Source organism: Hymenobacter psoromatis (genome assembly GCA_001596155.1).
Taxonomy (GTDB): Bacteria; Bacteroidota; Bacteroidia; order Cytophagales; family Hymenobacteraceae; genus Hymenobacter.
In genome coordinates this window covers 1,227,439-1,247,617 of record CP014771.1, presented here as the reverse complement: position 1 = coordinate 1,247,617, position 20,179 = coordinate 1,227,439, and the positions used below count along the sequence as shown (strand labels likewise).

11 protein-coding genes and 1 pseudogene are annotated in these 20,179 nt (G+C 61.5%); 2 read left to right on the top strand and 10 right to left on the bottom strand.

What is annotated here, in order from left to right; all coding sequences use genetic code 11:
- Positions 1-61: 61 nt before the first annotated feature.
- From A0257_05260 to A0257_05225, 8 genes and pseudogenes are all read right to left on the bottom strand, one after another.
- Positions 62-886, bottom strand: a complete 825-nt coding sequence (locus A0257_05260; GenBank protein ID AMR26569.1) for a hypothetical protein — start codon at positions 884-886, stop codon at positions 62-64.
- Positions 887-997: 111 nt separating this feature from the next.
- On the bottom strand, positions 998-1,885 hold the full coding sequence (locus A0257_05255; protein AMR29632.1) for a hypothetical protein: 888 nt from the start codon (positions 1,883-1,885) through the stop codon (positions 998-1,000).
- Positions 1,886-2,105: 220 nt separating this feature from the next.
- On the bottom strand, positions 2,106-3,668 hold the full coding sequence (locus A0257_05250) for a peptidase S8 (protein ID AMR29631.1): 1,563 nt from the start codon (positions 3,666-3,668) through the stop codon (positions 2,106-2,108).
- 470 nt (positions 3,669-4,138) lie between these two features.
- The gene (locus A0257_05245) at positions 4,139-4,363 is read right to left on the bottom strand and encodes a hypothetical protein (protein AMR26568.1); all 225 of its coding nucleotides are present in this window, start codon (positions 4,361-4,363) and stop codon (positions 4,139-4,141) included.
- A gap of 2,085 nt (positions 4,364-6,448) precedes the next feature.
- Positions 6,449-8,194, bottom strand: a pseudogene (locus A0257_05240) (hypothetical protein).
- 129 nt (positions 8,195-8,323) lie between these two features.
- A complete protein-coding gene (locus A0257_05235; protein ID AMR29630.1) occupies positions 8,324-10,060 on the bottom strand; it encodes a hypothetical protein in 1,737 nt (578 codons plus the stop codon).
- Positions 10,061-10,744: 684 nt separating this feature from the next.
- Complete coding sequence (locus A0257_05230) at positions 10,745-14,356, bottom strand: hypothetical protein (GenBank protein AMR26567.1); 3,612 nt, start codon at positions 14,354-14,356, stop codon at positions 10,745-10,747.
- A 431-nt stretch (positions 14,357-14,787) separates the two neighbouring features.
- Positions 14,788-15,213 carry a hypothetical protein gene (locus A0257_05225; protein ID AMR26566.1) on the bottom strand — a complete coding sequence of 142 codons (426 nt, stop codon included), beginning with the start codon at positions 15,211-15,213 and terminating at the stop codon, positions 14,788-14,790.
- Between the two features lie 154 nt (positions 15,214-15,367).
- On the opposite strand from A0257_05225, the gene A0257_05220 reads away from it, so the two are divergent.
- Both A0257_05220 and A0257_05215 read left to right on the top strand, forming a co-directional pair.
- Positions 15,368-15,565 (top strand): cold-shock protein, encoded by a 198-nt coding sequence (locus A0257_05220; protein AMR29629.1) that lies wholly within the window; start codon positions 15,368-15,370, stop codon positions 15,563-15,565.
- 470 nt (positions 15,566-16,035) lie between these two features.
- Complete coding sequence (locus A0257_05215; protein ID AMR26565.1) at positions 16,036-18,027, top strand: RNA helicase; 1,992 nt, start codon at positions 16,036-16,038, stop codon at positions 18,025-18,027.
- Positions 18,028-18,298: 271 nt separating this feature from the next.
- Here A0257_05215 and A0257_05210 read toward each other — a convergent pair whose 3' ends face one another.
- Both A0257_05210 and A0257_05205 read right to left on the bottom strand, forming a co-directional pair.
- Positions 18,299-18,751 (bottom strand): hypothetical protein, encoded by a 453-nt coding sequence (locus A0257_05210; GenBank protein AMR26564.1) that lies wholly within the window; start codon positions 18,749-18,751, stop codon positions 18,299-18,301.
- 123 nt (positions 18,752-18,874) lie between these two features.
- Positions 18,875-20,161, bottom strand: coding sequence for a flavoprotein (locus A0257_05205; GenBank protein AMR26563.1), 1,287 nt, complete (start codon positions 20,159-20,161; stop codon positions 18,875-18,877).
- Positions 20,162-20,179 lie beyond the last annotated feature (18 nt).

The window sequence follows — 20,179 nt, the reverse complement described above, 5'->3', positions numbered from 1 at the left end:
TTTTACGTTTTGGCGCGTCGTTCTGGCGGGCGCCAAAACGTAACGGGCCAAAGGGCAGCAGCTAGCTCACTACTACCTCATCGCCCACCCGCAGGTGGCCGGCAACGGGTCCGGTCACGTTTTGCCCAAAAATGACTTTTTGGTCGGGCTTGCGGTAGGTGGCCAGCGTGCGCAGCGGCTCGCCGGCCGGGTTTTTATGGGCCGTGGCCTGGTCGATGGTCGTGACTATGCAGCGCCCGCAGCCGCGCACCGCCCGAAAGTGCAAGTCGTTGATGCGCAGGCTAGACCAGGCCATTTCGGCGTCGGCGGCGGCCCCGCGTAGTATCAGGTTGGGGCGGAAACGGTTCATCGGCACGGGCTCGGTGAGCTGCGTGTTTAGCTTGGCCAGCGACTCTTCGGTGACCAGCAGGTAGGGGTAGCCGTCGGCAAAGCTGACGAGCGTGCCGGCCGGGTTGCGCTCGGGCTCGCACTCGCGGCGGGCCATGTCCGACATATACACCAGCTTGCAAGGCTGGCCCAGGGCCTCGCTCAGCCACTCATCGGCGGCCTTGGTGCCGCGCCAGGCAAACACCATATCATCCCAGATGGTGACGAAAAGCGTGCGCTTGGGCGTGGCCTCGAACGGAATGTAGAGGGGTAGCAGCGCGGGCCGCTGCCGGTGGCGCAGCAAAAAGCCGTTGTGGGCCGGCTCGACGACCAGCAGCGCCATTTCGGCGTGCTCGCGCTGGGTCAGGAAGCGGTTGCGCTCGTCCACTATCAGCCAGCGGCGGTCGTGGCGCAGGCCCTGCGGCGTGAGGTCGGCAGCCGGCAGGCTGATGCCGCCCAATGACTTAACCGGATAAATAAAAAGGCCAGCGAGCGTAAGCGGCGTAGAGGGTGCGGACATACCCGCAAAGGTAGCCCAGGTGAGAATTTGACCCTACCGAAGGGGGTATGAAAAACCACGGCCCGCGTAATCCTCCCTACCCCCCTTTAGCGCGGCCAAGGCCTGTCTTCTTTAATGTAACGCCCGCTTCTTCACCATGCCACCTTTGGCGTCGTTGACGCTGTGCATGATGATGAACGCCTTGGGGTCGAGCTGATTAACCTCGGTAGTAACCTGGCTAACTTCGAGGCGGGTGACTACGGTGAACACGATGTCGATGGGGCTGGGCTGCTCGCCGTGCGAGCCGTAGCCGCGGTGCCCGGCATAGACCGTCACGCCCCGGCCCAGGCGCTCGGTGAGGGCGCGCCGAATGGCATCGCTCTGCGCTGAAATGATGGTGACGCCGGTGTATTCCTCAATGCCATTGACCACAAACTCAATGGTTTTGGAAGCGGCCAGGTAGGTGAGAATGGAGTAGAGCGCCGTTTGCACTGATATGACCAGGGCTACGACCAGAAAGATTAAGATATTGAGCACCAGCACAAAATCGCCCACGCTCAGGCTGGCCTTGCGGCTCAGGTAAACGGCCAGGATTTCGGTGCCGTCGAGCACGCCGCCGCCGCGCATGGCCAGCCCAATGCCCGCTCCTAAGAAGAAGCCGCCAAACACGGCAATCAGCATCTTGTCCTGGGTAATAACCGGGAAATGCACCACCACCAGCACCAGCGCCAACCCCAGAATGGCCGCCAGCGCCTTCACCGCAAACGTCTTACCCAACTGCCGGTAGCCCAGCCAGATAAAGGGTAAATTCAGCAGCACCAGAAATACCGAAAACGGCAGGCTGGGCAGCAGCCGCGCCGCCAGCAGCGAGATGCCGGTAACCCCGCCGTCGAACAGGCCATTAGGCAGAATGAAGGACTCCAGCCCCAGGGCCGCCGAAAAAACGCCGGCTATCAGGTATAAAATGCCGCCGGCCTGCCGCCGCCACGCGGGCCGGGCCGGGTGAGGGGCGGCGACCAGGGACGCATCGGCAAGGGCGGGGTGGCCGGCCAGGGAGCGGGTAGGGCCAGCGGCTTGGGCCGCCCGCAGCCGACGCAGGCGCTCCAGGATGAATAATTGAGGAACCATAGCTGGCGCAAGTAGGGAATTAAAAAGTAAAAGTGATGAATTAAAAATGGTGGGCTCAGCATTTTAAGTCGCTGAATCCACTATTTTTAATTCATCACTTTTACTTTTTAATTTATTTCTTGGCGGCGGCTTCCTGGCTGGCCAGGCGCACGGCCTCGTAGAGGTCCACGATGCCGCCGCTGGCGGATAAGGTGCTGAAATCAGCCTTCTTACCATTTTCGCCGGGCACCAGCACCTGGGTATGGTGCACCTGGGCCGACTGCCGGATAATGCGCTTGAGGTCAACGGCCGTGAGGCTGGGAAAGTATGACTTGAGCACCGCCGCTATCCCCGCCGTGACGGGCGACGCCATGCTGGTGCCGCTTTCCATGCCGTATTTATTGCCGGGCAAGGTAGAATAAATGCCCACGCCGGGCGCGAACACATCGACCTGGCGCTTGGAGTAGTTGCTGAAGCTGGCGGGTAGGTTCTCATCGTCCTGCGGGCCGGAGGCGCCGATGGTGAGCAGGTTGGGCGGCACCGCGCCGTTGAGGTAGAACGAGGAGGGGTAGTGCGCCGTCACGTCGAGGTTATCGTCCTCATTGCCAGCGGCGTGCACCAGCAGCACGTTCTTGCTGGCGGCGTATTTATAGGCCGCTTCCACGGCGGCGCGGTGGGGCGAGAATTCCTTGCCAAAGCTCATATTGATAATCTGCGCGCCATTGTCCACGGCGTAGCGGATGGCGTTGGCCACGTCCTTGTCGCGCTCGTCGCCGTTGGGCACGGTGCGCACGCTCATTATCTGCACCGGAGTGGCGGCAATGCCCTGAATACCAATGTTATTGTTGCGCACGGCCGCAATAATGCCGGCCACGTGCGTGCCGTGCAGGGCGTCGGGGCCCATCACGTCGTTGTTGCCATAGTTGCGCTGGTTCACGTCGTCGGGGTTGTCGCCCACAATCTCGGCGCGGGCAGTGGACTTGGTGTTCATGCTGTAGTCGAGCTGTTCGCGCTGGTCCTTCATCTCCGTATCGAGCTCGGCCAGCAGCGCATCGGTGTCGCCAATGCCGCCCTGCTTCATGTTCTGGTACAGGCTCATGAGTGCGCCTTTCAGGTCCTCACTCGGGATGTTGGCGGCGGCTACGCGCAGGGTGGTCGTGTCCACTTTCGCTACCCCCGCTTTTTCCTTGATAGCGGAGCTAAGCTGCGTAATGAAGCCCTTAGTCTGGTCATACTGGCTCACCTCGCCGGTTAGCTCCTTGCGCTTGGTGTCGTAGGCCTTCTTGGCCTTGAGATAGAGTGAGTAGTCGGCGCGCTCGGTGGGCTTAATCTGGGCGCTGGTTTTGCCTGCGAAGCGCGGCCCGTACTTGGCCACGATGCGCGTCGATTCGAGGGTTTCGACCGAGATATTACGGCCGTCCTTACCCCCCAGAAAATTCCAGCCGTGCACGTCGTCGATGTAGCCATTGTGGTCATCGTCAATGCCATTACCCGGAATTTCGCCGGGGTTGCGCCACAGCATGGGCTTGAGGTCCACGTGCGCGGTGTCGATGCCCGAGTCAATCACGGCCACGATAACGGGCGCGGGCGTGCGGCCTTTCAACAGCTCGGCATAGGTGCGGGTGGTGCCGGTGCCGGGCGTTTTGTCCAGCTGCGGGTCGCGCAGGTACCACTGCGCCTGGGCGGCTTCGGCCACGGTGGGGCCGGCGGGGGGGGTAGGGGCAGTGCTGGCCGGCGCGGGTACGTCGGGCACCACGGGGGCCACCGGCGCGGCGGGCGCGCTGGTCACGGTGGCGGCCACGGCCTGGGCGGGGGTAGTGGTTTGGGCTACGCGGCAGCCGGTAGCCAGCAAAAGAGAGGAAGCCAGGGCCAGGCGCGGCCAGGCAGCAGGTTGGGTGAGGAGCATCAGTGGAGAATGAGTCGGCGCAAAGGTCGGCCGCGGGAACTATAGACGAGGCCGGGCGGCCCGGTGTTGCGCCACAGTGGGCAGCCGGGCGGGCCAGGCTCAATTCACCCAAAGAATGCGGTGGCCTTTTTGTTCCTTTCACTGCCAGCTAACGCCAGTTGCCCAAACGCAAAACCGACCCCTCTTACTAAGGAGGGGCCGGTTTAAACTCACGGGTGGTTAGCGCGGCGTAAGGTTTAGAGCGGAAAAAAAGCGTGTGGCTACCGCGCGCGGCGGCGGTCGCGCAGCTTTTTGAGGCCAAAGGCCACGCCGCTGGCCAGCAGCAGCGAAGCGCCGCCATCAATGGGCACCTGCGTAGGGCTGGGGCCAGTGGGGGTAGGGCCACCCGAGCCGGGGGCACCGGCCTGGGCCAGGGCGGGGGTAGCGGCCCCCAGCAGGCACACCGCCACGGTGGCGACGGCGCTGGCAATGGTATATTTTTTCATCGGAGAAGAGACTTGAGAGTGAGAGGGATAAAGCGGTCGGGCTACACCCCAGGCGCTGCAAAGTAGGCCTGGGGTGCGTTGCCGGTCGGTTTATTAATTGGTAACTACCACGCGTTTCACCACCTGGTTTTCGCCCGTCTTCAGCTGGAGCGTATAGACGCCCGCCGTGAGGTACGACACGTCAAACTGGGCCGTGGCACCGGCGGCGGTCAGGGGCAGCGTCTGCTTGGTCACCACCTGGCCAAGCTGGTTGTAGAGCGTGGCGCTCACCGAGCCGTGGCCCAACTCGGCGGGCACTACCAGCGTGAAGCTGTCGTGGGCCGGGTTCGGGAACAGCTGCACCTGCTGGGCCAGGGCCGAGGGGGTAGCCGCCAGCGGCGTGTTGGGCCCAAACAGCAGCACGAAGCGGCCCGGCAGCGCCGTGGCGCTGGCCGTGAAGCTATACAGCGGCTGCTTGCTCAGGTCGATGCGCGCCCCGGTCTGGTTGTCAAGCAAATACACCTGGGTGCTGGCGTCGAAGTTGAGCAGGTCCAGCGCGTTCAGGGCGTAAGTGCCAACGGCGGGCACCTGCACGTTCAGCGACACGGTGGTGCTGCCCGTAATCGGTGGCAAGCCATTCACCGACAGCTCGTTGCTGGTAATAAGACTACCCACGCTCAGGCCCGAAGAGTTCGGCAGCTTGTAGGCATCGAAGCGCGAGTCGAAGTCGGCCGTGGCCCCCTTCTCAAAGTACACATATGCCTCGTCGATGAGTGGCGTGCTGCCTTGCAGGCGCAGGCGCACCTGGGGCCGGGTGTCGGCGGCGGTGCGGTTGAAGCTCGGCGTGGTGGCGAACGTGGTCACGCGCGAATCGTTGGTCAGGGCCAGGCTGGCCATCTGGTTGGGGGTAGTGGCCCGCATGAAGAAGCCCTGCATGGCGGCCACTTGCGAGCTGCCGCCCATGCCGTTCACGTAGCTGCGGTACTGGCCCACGTACTGGCCGGTGCTCTGGTACACGTACACGGCGTTGTCCATGTTGGTGCTGGCGACGCCCACCGTCTGGCTGAAGTCAATCGGCGAGGGGTAGGGGTTGCCCAGCAGCTGCCAGCCGCTTTGCGTCTGGGTGCCCCGGTTCAGGTTGCTGATGGCTACCGGGCCGTTGTTGAGCGTGCCCATCAGGTCCACCGTCGAGCTGGCCGCGATGTTCAGGTCGTAGCCCACCAGCGGCGTCATGGTCGTGTTGGCATCGGCCGGCACGAAGAAGCCCAGGTCGAAGTCCTGCGAGCCGGGGTTGCCGCTGGTCGTCACGCGGGCCTGGTCATAGGCAAACACGTTGGGGAAGGGCGTCGTGGCCTTCGGCATGGCGGCGGTATTATAGGCCGTGTTGAAAATCGGCGAGAAGCCCGGCGTGGTCGTCAGGTCGCCCAGCGTGGTGCTCACCATCGGCGAGCTGTAGTGGTGGTAGCCTACCCCGGCGTTGAAGGTGGGGTCGATGGCGCGTTGCATAGTAGCGGGGCCCGTTACCGAGCCGTTGGTGTTCACTACCAGGGCCGTGCCGTTGGTGGGGGTCGAGAGCAGCGTCAGCATCTGGTTGGCGCTGGTCGTCAGGTTGCCATTGGTCAGGGCCACCAGCTGCGATACACTTATCCCCCCGTTGTTCACGGTCAGGCCGGCGGCGTTGTTCACCGTCAGGTTGCGCACCATGCTGGGCAGGCCCGTGCCAGTGGCCTGGGCTTCCAGGCCATTATACTCGTAGCTGGCATCGGCGGCGTAGGTGCGCGTGCCGGCCAACTGAATCGAGCCCGTGGCGCCCGAAGCCGAAATGCCATCGGGGCTGCAAATGCGCAGCGTAGCGCCTTGCTGGAGCACAAAGCTGCCGGGGCCGGTGATGGGCAGGCAGTTGGTCGCCAGCACGCCGCGGGTGCTCAGCACGCCGCCGGTTTGCACGGTCAGGGTACCATTTACCACGATGGGGCCATTAAAGGAAGCCACGCCGGTGCCGGTAATGGTCACGTTGTTATACGTGCCCGATTCCACGGGCATCGCCGTGCTCACCGTCAGGTCCGGGATAATCACCGTATTGGTCGGGCCGCTGGCCGAGCCAGTGCCTATCCACGGCGTTTGCAGGAACGGAAACGCGGCCCGGAAGGTCGTGTCGTTTGTCTCTACCCCCGTCGTGAAGGTCAGCACCCCGTTCAGCTGCGGTGTTAAAGGGGTGGGGGCGGCAGTAGTAAAGTCGTCGTACCACAGGCCAATGGCGGCCAGCACCACGCCACTCACGGCCTTCAGCTCAATCTGAACCACGGCATCCTCCAGGCGGCGCCCATTGGGGAAGCCATCCATGTTGGGAATATTCTGCAAGGCCGCGCTCGTGTTGAAGCGCGGGTCAGCAAGCCCCAGCGCCGCGGCGGCCAGCAGGCCCTGGTTGCTGAAGTCAGCCGAATTGCGGGGGGTAGGGGGCACGGCCATGTTCAGGCGCAGCATGTCGCCTACCACCGGCAAAAAGTTGTTGATGAACGGCTTGCCGGCCGTGAGCGGGTTAACGGCGGGCTTGCCAGCGACCAGCGCCGTTTTGCCCGTGGCCAGCTGATATGGGATGGCATTGGGCACGCCAGTGTGGAAAATCGGCTTGATGTCAACCGAACGCGGCGAACCCGCGTTGCCGCCGTTCAGCAGGTATGCGCCGTAGCCGCCGTCAACGGGCGGCGCGAAAGCCGTGCCCGCATTAGACCCCGCCGCCGGATTATACAAGGCACTCAGCCCCGCCGCGCCGTTGCGGAAGTCGAAGCCGTTGCCGAAGCCCGGCTGGCCCGCCAGCGACTTGCTCTGAATCCGCAGAGCCACCAGGTTCGGAATAGCCTGGCCGTAATACGTCTGGCCGGCGGGCTTGGGAGCCGCGCCGTTCATGGGGCTGTCGTCGGCCATATACAGGCCCAGCTCGGGGTTCTGGAGGTAGCCATCAGTCAGGGCCGACTCGTTGTAGGGCGAGCGGGCATTCCAGGCGTCTTTGTCGCTGATGGGGCTGATAACCTCGTTGGTCAGCGGCATGCCCAGGCGCGAAACCTGCACCCAGGCACCGCTGGTGCCGGGGCCCGTGGCCGCCGAGAAAGTCTGCACGGCGGGGCGGCTGGCCGAGGCCCACACACCAATCACGTAGTCGGGGTCCAGGATGGTAGTGGCGCTCGCTAAGGCTTTGCCATCTTTTTGCAGATTGGCAATCGGAATGCTCATCGTAATCGAGTGGCAGTTCTTGCGCGCCAGGCCGTCGGTGGCGTTGGTGGGCCGAATATTAGCCAGGTCGAAAATGGCTCCCAGGTCGGCAAAAAACGGGTCATCGACCGGGCCGCACAGCATTTTCTCCCCCGTCGAAGCCGTGGTGATGGCACTTTCGCGCACGTCGGTTTCGTAGTTAGCCTTGGCCAGGCCCGCCCCGCCATTGATGGAGCGCGGCCCGATGTTGTTGGCCGGCACCACCCCGTTAGTCACAATATCTGTGAACGTAGCGCCACCATCCGTGCTTTTCGAGCAGGTATAGGTGGTTTTCAGATTCTGCGCGCCCAGCCGGATATTGAAGAAAGTGGTCGGGTCGCCATTGGTGCGCGTGAAGACAAAGCGATAAGTAATATCATCAGCCGTGGTTGTCGTCTTGTTTTTGACGTGAATCTCGTAGCGCACGTTCTCGCCGAAGGTCGAGTAGTTGGGCCCGCCCTGCGGCAGCTCAAACGGAATGTAGTTGGCCACGATGGTCACCTTGGTGGCATCGTTGGGGTCTACGAAGGCGTAGAGGTCGGTATTGTCGGCCACCGGGTCGTCGGCAATAAGCGGGGCCTCGCGGTGCGAGGACGCCTCCAGGGGCGTGTAGCGAGTCTGGCTCCAAAGGGAGAGGCCGACCGCCGCTGCCGCGATGGCAGGCAGCGCGACATAGGTACGTAAACGTTGGGGAGTCATTTGAGTAGAAGATAGCAACAATGAGACAATGAGTTAGCGACGAATGCGGAAGCCCTGCCACGGCGTTTGCACGTAGGGGAAGGACGCGCGGAATGTCGTGTCGTTTTTCTCGACTCCGGCCGTGAAATTCAGCACGCCCTTCAACTGCGGCGTCACCGGCGAGGTGCTGCTGGGCGTGTAGTCGTCGTACCACAGGCCAATGGCCGCCAGCACGGCACCACTCACGGCCTGCAACTCAATCTTCACTACTTCGTCTTCGAGGCGGCGCCCGTTAGGGAAGCCGTCCATATTAGGGATATTCTGCAAAGTCGCGTTCTTGTTGAAGCGCGGGTCAGTGAGGCCCAGCACCGCGGCGGCCAGCAGGCCCTGGTTGCTGAAGTCAGCCGAATTGCGGGGGGTAGGGGGCACGGCCATGTTCAGGCGCAGCATGTCGCCCACCACCGGCAAAAAGTTGCTGATGAACGGCTTGCCAGGCGCCAGCGGGTTGCCCGCTTTGCCAGTAGCCAGCTGGTAAGGTGCCTGGTTGGGCACGCCGGTATGGAAAATAGGCTTGATATCGACCGAGCGCGGCTGGCCGGGGCCGGGCAGCAGGTAGTCGGCATAAGGGCCAGCCAGGGCCGTACCGGCCAAGACGGCATTGCCTTTCAGGCCATATAAACCATTGGCACCGTCGCGGAAGTCAAAGCCCGCGAAGCTGGCGCCGCCTAGCAGCGCCTGGCCCGCCAGCGACTTGGTCTGGATGCGCAGAGCCGTGAGGGCCGGCACCGCTCCGCCATAATACGTCTGGCCGGCGGGCTTGGGAGCCGCGCCGTTCATGGGAACATCGTCGGCCATATACAGGCCAAGCTCGGGGTTCTGGAGGTAGCCATCGGTAGCGGGGGCCTCGCTGCCGGGCATGGCGCGGTTCCAGGCATCCTTGGCCCCGATGGGATTGATGGCCTCATTCAGCAGCGGCATGCCCAGGCGCGAAACCTGCGTGTAGGTGCCGTTGTCGGTAGTAGCGCCGCCCGTGCTGCTGAGCGTGCGCATGGTGGGGCGGCTGGCCGAGGCCCACACGCCAATCACGTAGTCGGGGTCGAGGATGGTGTTCGCCGCCGAGGCCGCTTTGCCGTCTTTTTGCAGGGAAGTAATCGGCACGCTCAGCGCAATCGAATGCACGTTGTACTTGGCCAGGCCGTCGCGGCTACCCTTGTTGGGGCGCAGGCCAGCCAGGTCAAATATGGCCCCCAGGTCCACGAAAAACGGGTCGTCCGACGAGCCGCAGAACACCTGCTCGCCGCCCGCGCCCGTGGCAGTGGTCACCGCACCCTGGCGGTAAGCGGTGTACGAGGCCTGGTTCAGGCCCACAGCCGTATTAATAGAGCGCGGCCCGATATTGTAGGCGGGCACCACGCCATTGGTCACAATGTTGGTAAACGAGTTGCCGCCATCCGTGCTTTTTGAGCAGGTATAGGTGGTTTTCAGGTTTTGCGCGCCCAGCCGCACGTTGAAAAACGTGCTGCCGTCCTGGTTGGTGCGCGTAAACACGAAGCGGTACGTGATATCATCGGCATTCGAGGCCGTCTTGTTCTTGACGTGAATCTCGTACCGGATATTCTCACCAAACGTGTTGTAGTTAGGCCCGCCCTGCGGCAGCTCAAATGGAATGTAGTCGGCAATGAGCACGACCCGCGTCGCGTCGTTGGGGTCCACGAAGGCGTAAACGTCGGTGTTGTCGGCCAACGGGTCGTCGGCAATGAGTGGGGCTTCGCGGTGGCTACTGGCCTCCAGGGGCGTGTAGCGCGTGGCGCCCCAGACCGAGAGCGCGGTGACAGCACAAGCCGCCACCAACCACTGCGATGGTTTGGTTAACAGGTGTTTCATGAGAAAATGAAAAAGGGGAAAGGAAATGGGTGACCGAAGAAAACGCGCAATAGGCTGCCAGCCACTAGTTTGTAGAAAAACGGCAAAGAGCAGCCAGCCCAGCAAAAAAATGCTGGTGCATCAGGAAATAGCTAGAAAGGGAGAGATGCGGCTACCGTCGGAAAAGCGCGGCAGAGAGTCTCAGGGACGGCGAAGGGGGTAGCCCACCTAAAGATAGAGGCTACCAAAGGCACCGACAGCATGAATAGAGAGTGAAAAACCAGGTCAAATGGTGGGTCTTTAAAACGAGCGTGTCGGGTAGTCAAAAGCTGACTTCGGTAAATAGGCCGTGCCAGCCGGCACGGTCTTTTGTTCAGGTACGCGGATTGGTACGCTTCGGACTTACGAAAGGGAACTATTTTGAAAATAAACTTCCCACCCTCAACTGATTAGTGTTTCAAGCACTTAAAACCCGAAATTGCTGCGCTATCTGAGCCGGCCGCGCCCTGCCAAACGAAGGTGCCGCCACGCGTTGGGCTACCCAGGTTTTCAGCCAATCGGCGGTGCCTACCCCCCCCTGTCGGAGCACCCGCTGCCCTATGCGCCGCCCAGCTATAACACTACCACCTCGCCCGACCCGAAGTAGTAAACAATCCCGCGCACGTCGGCATAGCCCAACTCCCGAAATAGGCGAGCGTAGTCGCGCAGCCGGATTTTATGAATATCCTGCGGCGGCGGCAGCTTGAAATCAAGCAGCGTCACGGTCTGCTCGGCGCGGCTGGCACCGGGCCCAAACACGATGCGGTCGGGCTTGTAGGCGCGCTGCGTGTGGCCGCCAATCAGGATTTCGCGCTCCGTCTCCACCGCCAGGTCGTCGGCAAAGTAGGGTGCCAGGCGCGGGTCGGCCAGCAGCCGGGCCAGGCCGGCTTCCAGCGCGGGCCTTTCCTGCTGATTGATAAGGCCTTCGGTCACCAGCTGGCGCAAGGTGCGGCCCAGGTCGCGGGCCGAGAGCAGGCGGCGCAGCGCGTAGTGCAGCTTGCGGTTTAGCTCGCCCAGCTTTTCCTGCTCATCAAAATCAAACACCGTCGTGGCGTGGCGGCGCAGCTGCAAGCGCTCGGGCCAGGCCGTGGACGTGAGGTTAGTGAGGGGGAAGTTGATGCTTGGTGCCTGGTGCCTGGTGCTTGGGTTGTGGGGCGCGCCTGGGTTCAGTACGAAGCTCGTGGCCTCGGGCTGCCAGCGGCCGAGCTGGCGCAGGTAGCCGGCCAGCAGGTCGGCCACGTCGCGGGCCGGGCCCTGTTCGGCCGCAGGCAGGGGGGTAGGGCTGAGCGGCAGTTCGCCGGTCGTTTTCCTGGTCTCGGCCGGCGCTTTGCTCAGAATATAGAGCCGGTGCCGCGGCCGCGTAAAAGCCACGTAGAGCGTGTTGAGGCCGTCGAGCAGCGTTTTCTCGCGCTCCTCGGCATCCTGGTCGGCCAGGGGCGTGTAGGTCAGCGTTTTGTTGAGGCGCACCACGGCCACGTCGGGTAGCTCGGGGAGGGGTTTGTCGGCCGCGTCGAGGCGGCCCCACAGCAGCTCGCCGGCGTGCGGCACCAGCGCCCAATCGGCAAACGGCACAATGACCACGCCATACGCCAGGCCCTTGGCCTTGTGCACGGTCGTAATAGTGACGGCATCGGCCCCGCCCGGCGCGTTAATGCTGAGCACGCCCTTGCGCTCGTCCCAGTGCGTCAGAAAATTGCCTAAATTATTACCGTATTTCAGGCTGAATTCCAAGGTCAAATCCAGAAACCGAAACAGGTAGTCGCTCTCCGCGTTGGCCCCCAGCAGCCCAAACGTGCCGATGAGCTTCTCAGTCAATTCATACAAGCCCAGGTTGCCGGTGCTCTTCTCCACCACGTCGAAGCCCAGGCCGCGCAGCTCGTCAAAAAACGGCCGGCTGCTTTCCGTATCATTGGCCACGTCGGCAATGTGGCGCGCCCGCGCCGGGGTAGGGGGTAGGCGGCGCACCACGCGGTCCACGAGCAGCAGCGCTTCGGCCCGCGCCAGCGTGTCGCTGCCCTGGTGCAGCACCCGCATCACGGCCACCAGCAGGTTCACCACTTCCGCAAACTGCAACGCCAGCGAATCGGCCGAAATAATCGGAAAGCCGCGCTCTTTCAGAAACTTAGCCAGCAGCCGGCTCTGGCGGCGGGTGCGGCACAGCAGCGCCACGTCGCGCAGGTGGTAGCCATCGGCCAGGGCCTGCTCTACCAGCTGCAAGGCCAGGTAGCAGGTGCTTTCCGCATAGTCGAGCACGGAGTCGGGCAGGTAGCCGGGCAGCGGCGCTTCGAGGTACTGGCCGGGGGTAGGGGCGTAGCGCCGGGCCGGCGCGTCGTCTTTGGTAAAAAGTAGCTCGACGTGGCCGGGTAGCGCATCGCCCTCTGCGGGCACCTCACCCCCTAGCCCCCTCTCCCGTGGAGAGGGGGAACTAGTCTCTAGACTAGAGTTAGAGCTAAAAACTAGTTCCCCCTCTCCACGGGAGAGGGGGCTAGGGGGTGAGGTGAGCGTTGGGGGCACCTGCTGCCGAAACCCCGGCTCAAAAATCCCCTGCACCACCTCATGCTCGCCACTCCGCTCCCGCACATAAGTAAAAAACTCATTATTAAACTCAATTATCGCCGGCTCGCTGCGGTAATTAATGGCGAGCGAATGCGGCTCCAGATTCTGCTGCAACGTCTGGTAGCGCTCGTTCAGCAGCCGGCGCATAGCCGGCTCGCGCGCCCGCGCGGCCAGCGCATCCGTGTCGCCCTGGTAGAGGCGCAGAATCTGCTCCAGCTCGCCGCCGCGCCAGCGGTAAATGGCCTGCTTGGCATCGCCCACGGCCAGCGACAGGCCGCCATTGCCCACCGCGTTTTCCACGAGGGGTAGGAGGTTATTCCACTGCAACACCGACGTGTCCTGAAACTCGTCAATCAGCAGATGCCGGTATTTCTCGCCCATTCGCTCGTAGATAAACGGTACTGGCTCGGTGAGCACAATGGCTGCGATGCGCCGGTTAAACTCCGAAATCAATACTACGTTGCGCTCGCGGCTGATTTCCTCCACCAATTTATTTAATTCACTCAGCAGCGAAGCGTGAAATAAAAACGGCTGCACCGCGCCCAGCAGCACGTAGCCCGGTAGATATTTTTCGCGCAGCGCCAGAAGTTCGCCAAACGCGTCTTCCAGCGCTGGTTGCGCGGCCTCAATGGCGGGCACCAGGCCGGCCTTCTTGCCCTTCTCGCTCCACCATTTGCCGCTCTCAATGGTCTTGCGGGCCGTGGCCGTCGGAAACAGCGCGTCCTTGTCGGGCGGACTCAGCCAGCGCTCCCACTTCGTGAAGTGCCCGTAGATGCCGCCGCTGCCGCTGGCCAGGTGCTCGGCCTCAATGCCGGCCGCCGCCAGCAAGTCCAGCGCGTGCGTGGTCTGGGCCTGCACGGCCTCCTCAGCCGCCCGCTGCCGGGCCCGAATATCCTGGTCGAGCGCCCGAAAATCGGCCATTGTTTTCTGGCCCAGCTGCGCCACCGCCTCGTGCACGCTCTCGTTAAACAAGGCCCGGCCGAAGTCCAGTAGCTCATCGGGCAGCTTGTTCCAGTTGCGGCCCTGCTCGGCCTGGCCCAGCGCGTAGTCGGCCAGCGTCTGGCTCAGCAGCTTGCTATCGGCGTCGCGGTTCACCTTGTCAATCAGCGCCGCCACTGCCGAGCGCAGCACGCTATCGGTATCTAGCTCCACCTCAAACGTGGCGGGCAGGCCCAGCTCCCGCGTAAAGGCCGTCACGATGCGCTGCACAAACGAGTCAATCGTGCTCACCCCAAAATCGGCGTAGTGGTACAGCACCAGCCGAAACGTGGCCTGCGCCCGCAGCCGCACTTCCCGCTGCCACTCGGCCGGCGTGCGCAGGCTCTTCGGCAATTGCCCTTCCTGCGCCAGCTCGGCCGCCACCTCCGTTAATAAGGCATCCTCCCTACCCCCCCCGTCCTGCGCGAAGCGCCGCAGCGCGCCCACAATGCGTTCCTTCATCTCGCCCGCCGCGTCGTTGGTGAAGGTGATGGCCAGAATACTCTTAAAATAATCAGCCTTATACAGCCGCTCGCCCGATGGGTCGGCTGGCTGGGGGTAGCCCAGCGCCAGCTTCAGGTATTCTTTCGTTAATTGGTACGTCTTGCCGGAGCCGGCCGAGGCGGAATAGATGCGGAAGGGGGCAGGCATTAACTTTTTGAGAATATGGCGCTGATACCGGAAATTAAACTAATTACAGTTCCAGAAACTGAAGAAGCGAAAGCTGCTGTCGGTTATAAATGGAATGATGTCGCTGGCACTAGGCACAAGCTTGGGGGAATAGCCACTGGGGAGCGAGTAGAATATCCTAATTGTACAGAATGCAAACAGCTAATGACTTGCTACGCGACAATAGACTCAATAGGTGATGACTATGATATAGCGGATTGTTGCGTAATAAACGTCTTTGTTTGTCTTGATTGTGGAACGACGCAGAGCCAAATAGACCAAGCTTTAGCTTGAGTTAATTCATTGGAAGTTAAATTGCTATGTGTATCGCGAAATAATCGCACCTACTCGGCATTCAAACGATTTTGTTCGTGTGCGATTGCTTCGCATGCTCGCAATGACGGCTAACAAGTCTACTCACCACTTGGCATCAGTATTTCCGCCCATTCCCCCGGCACCCTTACCGGCCGGCCACTGCCCGCATCCAGCAGCACCCACTGTGTTTCGGCGGCGCACAGTAGCTGCCCATCGGCCACGCGCTCGATGCGGGTGAGGCGCTGGGAGCTGGCACCCTTCACGTCGGCGACCCAGGTGCTGGCGCGTAGCTCATCGCCGGCGTAGGCCGAGCGCAGGTAGCGCACGCGGTGCTCCTGTATCACCCACACCTGGGGGGGTAGGGCGGCGGTGGGCGGGAAGAAGTGGTGCCAGTGGGCCGCCGCCACGTCCTGCACCCAGCGCACGTAGGCTACATTGTTGGCGTGGCCGAGCTGGTCGATGTCGCTCGCCTCCACAGTAAAGAGGTGAGCATAAGCGTGGGTAGGGGCGGCGGGCGTGTCCATAACTTTTTTTTGAGCGAGGCGAAGTTCGGGAATTTTGTTTATCTTTGGCGCAACTCAAGGCCCTGTGGTGCTGTTCCGGTCCGCTCCGGTGTATTTGCATCTTAGGTCCCCAGCTTCCCGCCGGGCTTTGAAGACACCCAAAATTTTTTTTATTATGCCGACCGGAACGGTAAAATTCTTCAATGAGACCAAAGGCTTTGGTTTCATCAAAAACGACGAGACTGGCCAAGATATCTTTGTGCACGTCACCGACCTCGTAGATGCTAAGGCGCTACAAGAGAAAGACAAGGTTCAGTACGAAGAAGCCCAAGGCCGTAAAGGCCCGAACGCAGTAAAAGTGTCGTTGCTCTAAGCAATTGCCGCTTTTCGTGCTACCCAAAGAGCGCCTTTCCCCGCGGGAAGGCGCTCTTTTCATGTCGAATTTACCCCAGTAGGGAGCGGGGCTTGCCCCCGCCCGGCGTTGAACGATTTGTACTAGCTTCGTTCAACGCCGGGCGGGGGCAAGCCCCGCTCCCTACTGGGGTAAGACCTGAAACTATGAATAAAATTAGCTTTTTCAATAAAAAATTTGTACCTTTGCACCCGCATTTGAGAACGGTCCCATTGAGTGGCCGGGGTGGCCCAGGTTAAGTAAGTGGCTGCCGAGTAGTTTCCCGTTTTATCGGTCGTATTTTTTCCGCCTTGTCGTTAGTCAGGAAGGTTGAGGGGGAAGAAGCGCCGCCGCTGTTGAGCCGGCTGTTTTCAGAGCGTAGTCTCTTTTCCCCCACAAGCTGCCCAGGTTTTGGATAAACCAGGTAGCAAATCAACCTATTCCGTTCCATCATGGATACCGAACAAGTAGAAAATACCCCCGCTAAAAACACCGAGAAGCCTAAAGTTCGTTTTGACGAGCTCAACCTCTCGCCCGAAGTGCAGCGCGCCATTACTGAAATGGGTTACGAGGAAGCCTCGCCCATTCAGTCAGCCGCCATTCCGGTACTGCTCGCTGGCAAAGACGTTATCGGCCAGGCCCAGACGGGTACCGGCAAAACGGCTGCTTTTGCCATTCCCGCCATTGAAGGTGTGGACGGCGAAAGCCGTGACGTACAAGTGATTGTGCTTTGCCCTACCCGTGAGCTTGCCGTGCAGGTTTCGGGCGAAATCCAGAAGTTGGGTAAGTATAAGAAAGGCCTGGCCGTAGTGCCCATTTACGGCGGCTCGTCGTACGACCGGCAGTTTCGCGCTCTGGAGCGCGGTGTGCAAATTGTAATCGGCACGCCCGGCCGCGTAATGGACCACATCGAGCGCGGCACGCTGAAGCTCGATAAGGCGACCAAAATCATCCTCGACGAAGCCGACGAAATGCTCGACATGGGCTTCCGGGAGGATATCGAGTTTGTGCTCAGCAAGATGCCCGAGAATCGCCAGACGGTGTTTTTCTCGGCCACGATGAGCAAGCCGATTATGGATATGACCAAGAAGTACCAGCGCGACCCGCAGGTAGTGAAGGTCAACCATCAGCAAATGACGGTGTCCAACATCGAGCAGAGCTACTTCGAAGTGCGTGGCCCGCAGAAGAAGGACGTCCTGACCCGCGTCATGGACATGTACAACCTGAAATCGACCATCATTTTCGCTAATACGAAGCGCATGGTGGACGAAATTGTGGCCGACCTGCAAGCCAAAGGCTACTTCGCCGACGGCCTGCACGGCGACATGAGCCAAGTCCAGCGCCAGAACACGCTCGATAAATTCCGCAAAAACACGCTTGAAATCCTGGTTGCTACCGACGTAGCCGCCCGTGGTATCGACGTAGACAACGTGGAGGCCGTATTCAACTACGACCTGCCCGCCGACGAAGAGTACTACGTGCACCGCATCGGCCGCACCGGCCGCGCTGGCAAGAGTGGCCGCGCCTTCACCTTCGTGAGTGGCCGCGACATCTATAAGCTGCGCGACATCATGCGCTTCACCAAAGCCGACATCAAGCTGGCGCAAGTGCCGTCGTTCGCCGACGTGTCGGAAGTGAAGACGACCCTCTTCCTCAACCAGATTAAGGAAGTAGTAGAGAAGGGCAACCTAGACAAGTACATCGGCCGCGTGCAGCGCTTGCTCGACCAAAGCGAGGAAACCACCTCGCTGGACATCGCTGCTGCGCTGCTCAAGATGAACATGAAGGAGGATAAGCGCAACGAGCAAAGCCTCGACGCCAGCCGCGAGAAAGGTGCTACCCGCCCCGGCTACACCCGCCTGTTCATCAGCATGGGCAAGAAGGACCGCCTGCATCCCCGCGATGTAGTCGATTTGATTGGTGAAAGTACCAACCTGCCCGGCAACAAAGTGGGCGACATCGCCCTGTACGACAAATTCAGCTTCGTAGAAGTGCCAAACGAGTTTGCCGAAGAGATTGTGGGCCAGCTTGGTCGCAGCAGCATTCAGGGCCAGCCGGTTACGTTCAGCATCGCTACCCCGGTGCAGGACGCGGCCGCCAAGGAAGAAGGCACCAACCGTCCCGAGCGCCGCGAAGGTGGCTTCGGCGGTGAGCGTCGCGGCGGCTTCGGCGGCGGCGACCGCCGCGAAGGTGGCCGCCCGCCGTTTGGTGGTGGCAACCGCGGTGGCAGCAGCTACGGCGGCGACCGTCGTGAAGGCGGCAGTTCCTATGGTGGCGGTTACAAAGGCGGTGACCGCCGCGAAGGTGGCGGTAGCAGCTACGGCGGCGACCGAGGTGGTAGTAGCCAGGGCGGTGGTTACCAGCGTGGTGGCTACAAAGGTGGCCAAGGCGGTGGCAGCAGCTACGGCGGCGGCTACAAAGGCAAGCGCGAATCAGGCGAATAGACCGCAGATTCAAACAGATTTCGCAGATACGCCTGCAAGCGGGCTGATTAAAGAAATCCACACTAAAAAAGGCTACTCATATGAGTAGCCTTTTTTAAGTCGTCGTTTTTAAGCTTTGAGAATAACTCGAAAAACCTGCAATAGAAAAGGCTGCTCGTGAGGGCAGCCTTTTCTATTGCAGGTTTTTCGAGTTATTCTCAAAGTCTATTTCTAAACCTGAGTAGTCAGCCTGTGCAACAAGCGTATCTGCGAAATCCGTTTAATCTGCGGTCTATTTAGACGAGTCGCGCAGGCCGCGGATTTCATTGTGGGCAGCGAGAACGCCAGCCGACTGCTTTTCAATAATCGACTTGAGGTCGCTAGGCAGGTCCTGAGCTTTGCTTGCTTCGGCATAAGCCTTTTTGGCTACGTCCTCACCGCGCTCACACTCAGCGAGGATAGCGTGGTTATTGTGGCCGGTAACGGCCGATTTCAAGTCAATCCATACATGGTGGATAGCGCCTACTACGGACGAGCCTTCGGTGGTGTCGGGCTTGAGGTCCAGCTTGAACATCTGGTCTTCCAGCTCCGTAACGTAGCCAGCACGCTGGGCCGAGTATTTTTTGAATAGCTCCTTCAGGTGGGCGTCTTTTACGTCGACCATTGCGTCGGCGTAGCCTTTCTGGCCATCTTTGAGCACGGTGATAAGTTCGTTGAGGGCGGCTTGGGTGACTTTGGCTTCCATGATTGGAAAAGGAAATTTAAGTTGGAAAGGTAAGGTAGTTTACTAGCCAACTGCCCGCAGGGTTACAGCCGGCCATTAGAATGCCCCGATTTTGTTCCGTTTCCAAGCACTATGAGCAGGTTGCTAACCTACCGGCTGCCCCGCTTTCGCCAGCGCTACTCCCGCCAAAAAGCCCGTAGTCCAGGCAGCCTGAAAATTGAAGCCACCCGTAATGCCGTCAATATCCAGCACCTCACCGGCGAAGTGCAGGCCCGGCACGCGGCGGCTTTCCATCGTAGCCAAGTGCACTTCATTTAGCGGAATGCCGCCGCAGGTCACGAATTCGTCCTTGTGCGTGGTCTTACCCTGCACCTGCAATGGCGTGCGCAATAGCAGCTCCAGCAAGCGGTTTTGGGCTTTGGCCGGCACCTCGTTCCAGCGCGCCTCGGCCCCGATGCCGGCCTCGGCCACCAGCGTGCGCCAGAGGCGGGTAGGCAGCCCAAACTGTGGGTGCGCCGCCACCTGTTTCTTGCCGTTGTCGAGGCGGAAAGCCTGCGTCCAGGCGCGCAATGTGTCGTCGGTATAGGTTGGTACCCAGCTGATAAGAGCCGTGCCGTGATAGCCCAGCTCGTGCAAGCGGCGCGCCCCCCAGGCCGAGAGCTTGAGCACCGCCGGCCCGCTCACGCCCCAGTGCGTAACCAGCAGTGGCCCTTCGTATTGCAGTTTTTCGCCGGCCAGCACCACGCGGGCGTGCGGCACACTCACACCGGGCAGCTCGCGCAGCGGCGACGTCGGCACGTTGAACGTAAAGAGCGAGGGCACCGGCTCCGCCACGCTGTGGCCCAGCGCCCGCAGCCAGTCGTAGGCCGCCGACTTGGGGTTGCCGCCGGTAGCCACCAGCAGGCGGCCCACGCGCAGCTCGGGGCCGATGGCGGCGCTACCCTCCCCGCTGAGTCTGAGGCTGAATCCCCCTTCGGGCAGAGCTGTAATTTCGTCGGCCGCGGTGCGGGATAGCACTCGCACGCCCGCCCGGCGCGCGGCATCTTCGAGGGCGCGCGCAATGGTTTCGCTGCTGTCGGTGGTCGGAAACATGCGGCCATCGGCCTCGGTCTTGAGCGCCACGCCACGCTCGGCAAACCAGGCAATGGTATCGGCTACGCCAAACTGCCGGAAGGCCTCTTTCAATTGCCGGCCGCCGCGGGGGTAGTGCTGCACCAGCTGCGCCGCCGATTCGCAGGCGTGCGTGACGTTGCAGCGCCCGCCCCCCGAAATCCGCACCTTACTCAGCAGCTTGGGGCTTTTTTCAAGCAAATAAACCAGCTGCCGCGGATTGGCCTCGGCGCAGGCGATGGCCCCGAAGAAGCCCGCCGCCCCGCCGCCCAGCACAGCTACGGCGGGCAGTGGGGTAGGAGAGTCGTTTGGCAAAGGCATGCACAAAGATAATCAGCC

What these genes read in the sequence shown, in the direction of transcription:
- A0257_05230 (AMR26567.1), bottom strand. Translation starts at nt 14,356, where the DNA reads ATGCCTGCCCCCTTCCGCATCTATTCCGCCTCGGCCGGCTCCGGCAAG.
- A0257_05220 (AMR29629.1), top strand. Translation starts at nt 15,368, where the DNA reads ATGCCGACCGGAACGGTAAAATTCTTCAATGAGACCAAAGGCTTTGGT.
- A0257_05205 (AMR26563.1), bottom strand. Translation starts at nt 20,161, where the DNA reads ATGCCTTTGCCAAACGACTCTCCTACCCCACTGCCCGCCGTAGCTGTG.
- A0257_05260 (AMR26569.1), bottom strand. Translation starts at nt 886, where the DNA reads ATGTCCGCACCCTCTACGCCGCTTACGCTCGCTGGCCTTTTTATTTAT.
- A0257_05225 (AMR26566.1), bottom strand. Translation starts at nt 15,213, where the DNA reads ATGGACACGCCCGCCGCCCCTACCCACGCTTATGCTCACCTCTTTACT.
- A0257_05215 (AMR26565.1), top strand. Translation starts at nt 16,036, where the DNA reads ATGGATACCGAACAAGTAGAAAATACCCCCGCTAAAAACACCGAGAAG.
- A0257_05245 (AMR26568.1), bottom strand. Translation starts at nt 4,363, where the DNA reads ATGAAAAAATATACCATTGCCAGCGCCGTCGCCACCGTGGCGGTGTGC.
- A0257_05210 (AMR26564.1), bottom strand. Translation starts at nt 18,751, where the DNA reads ATGGAAGCCAAAGTCACCCAAGCCGCCCTCAACGAACTTATCACCGTG.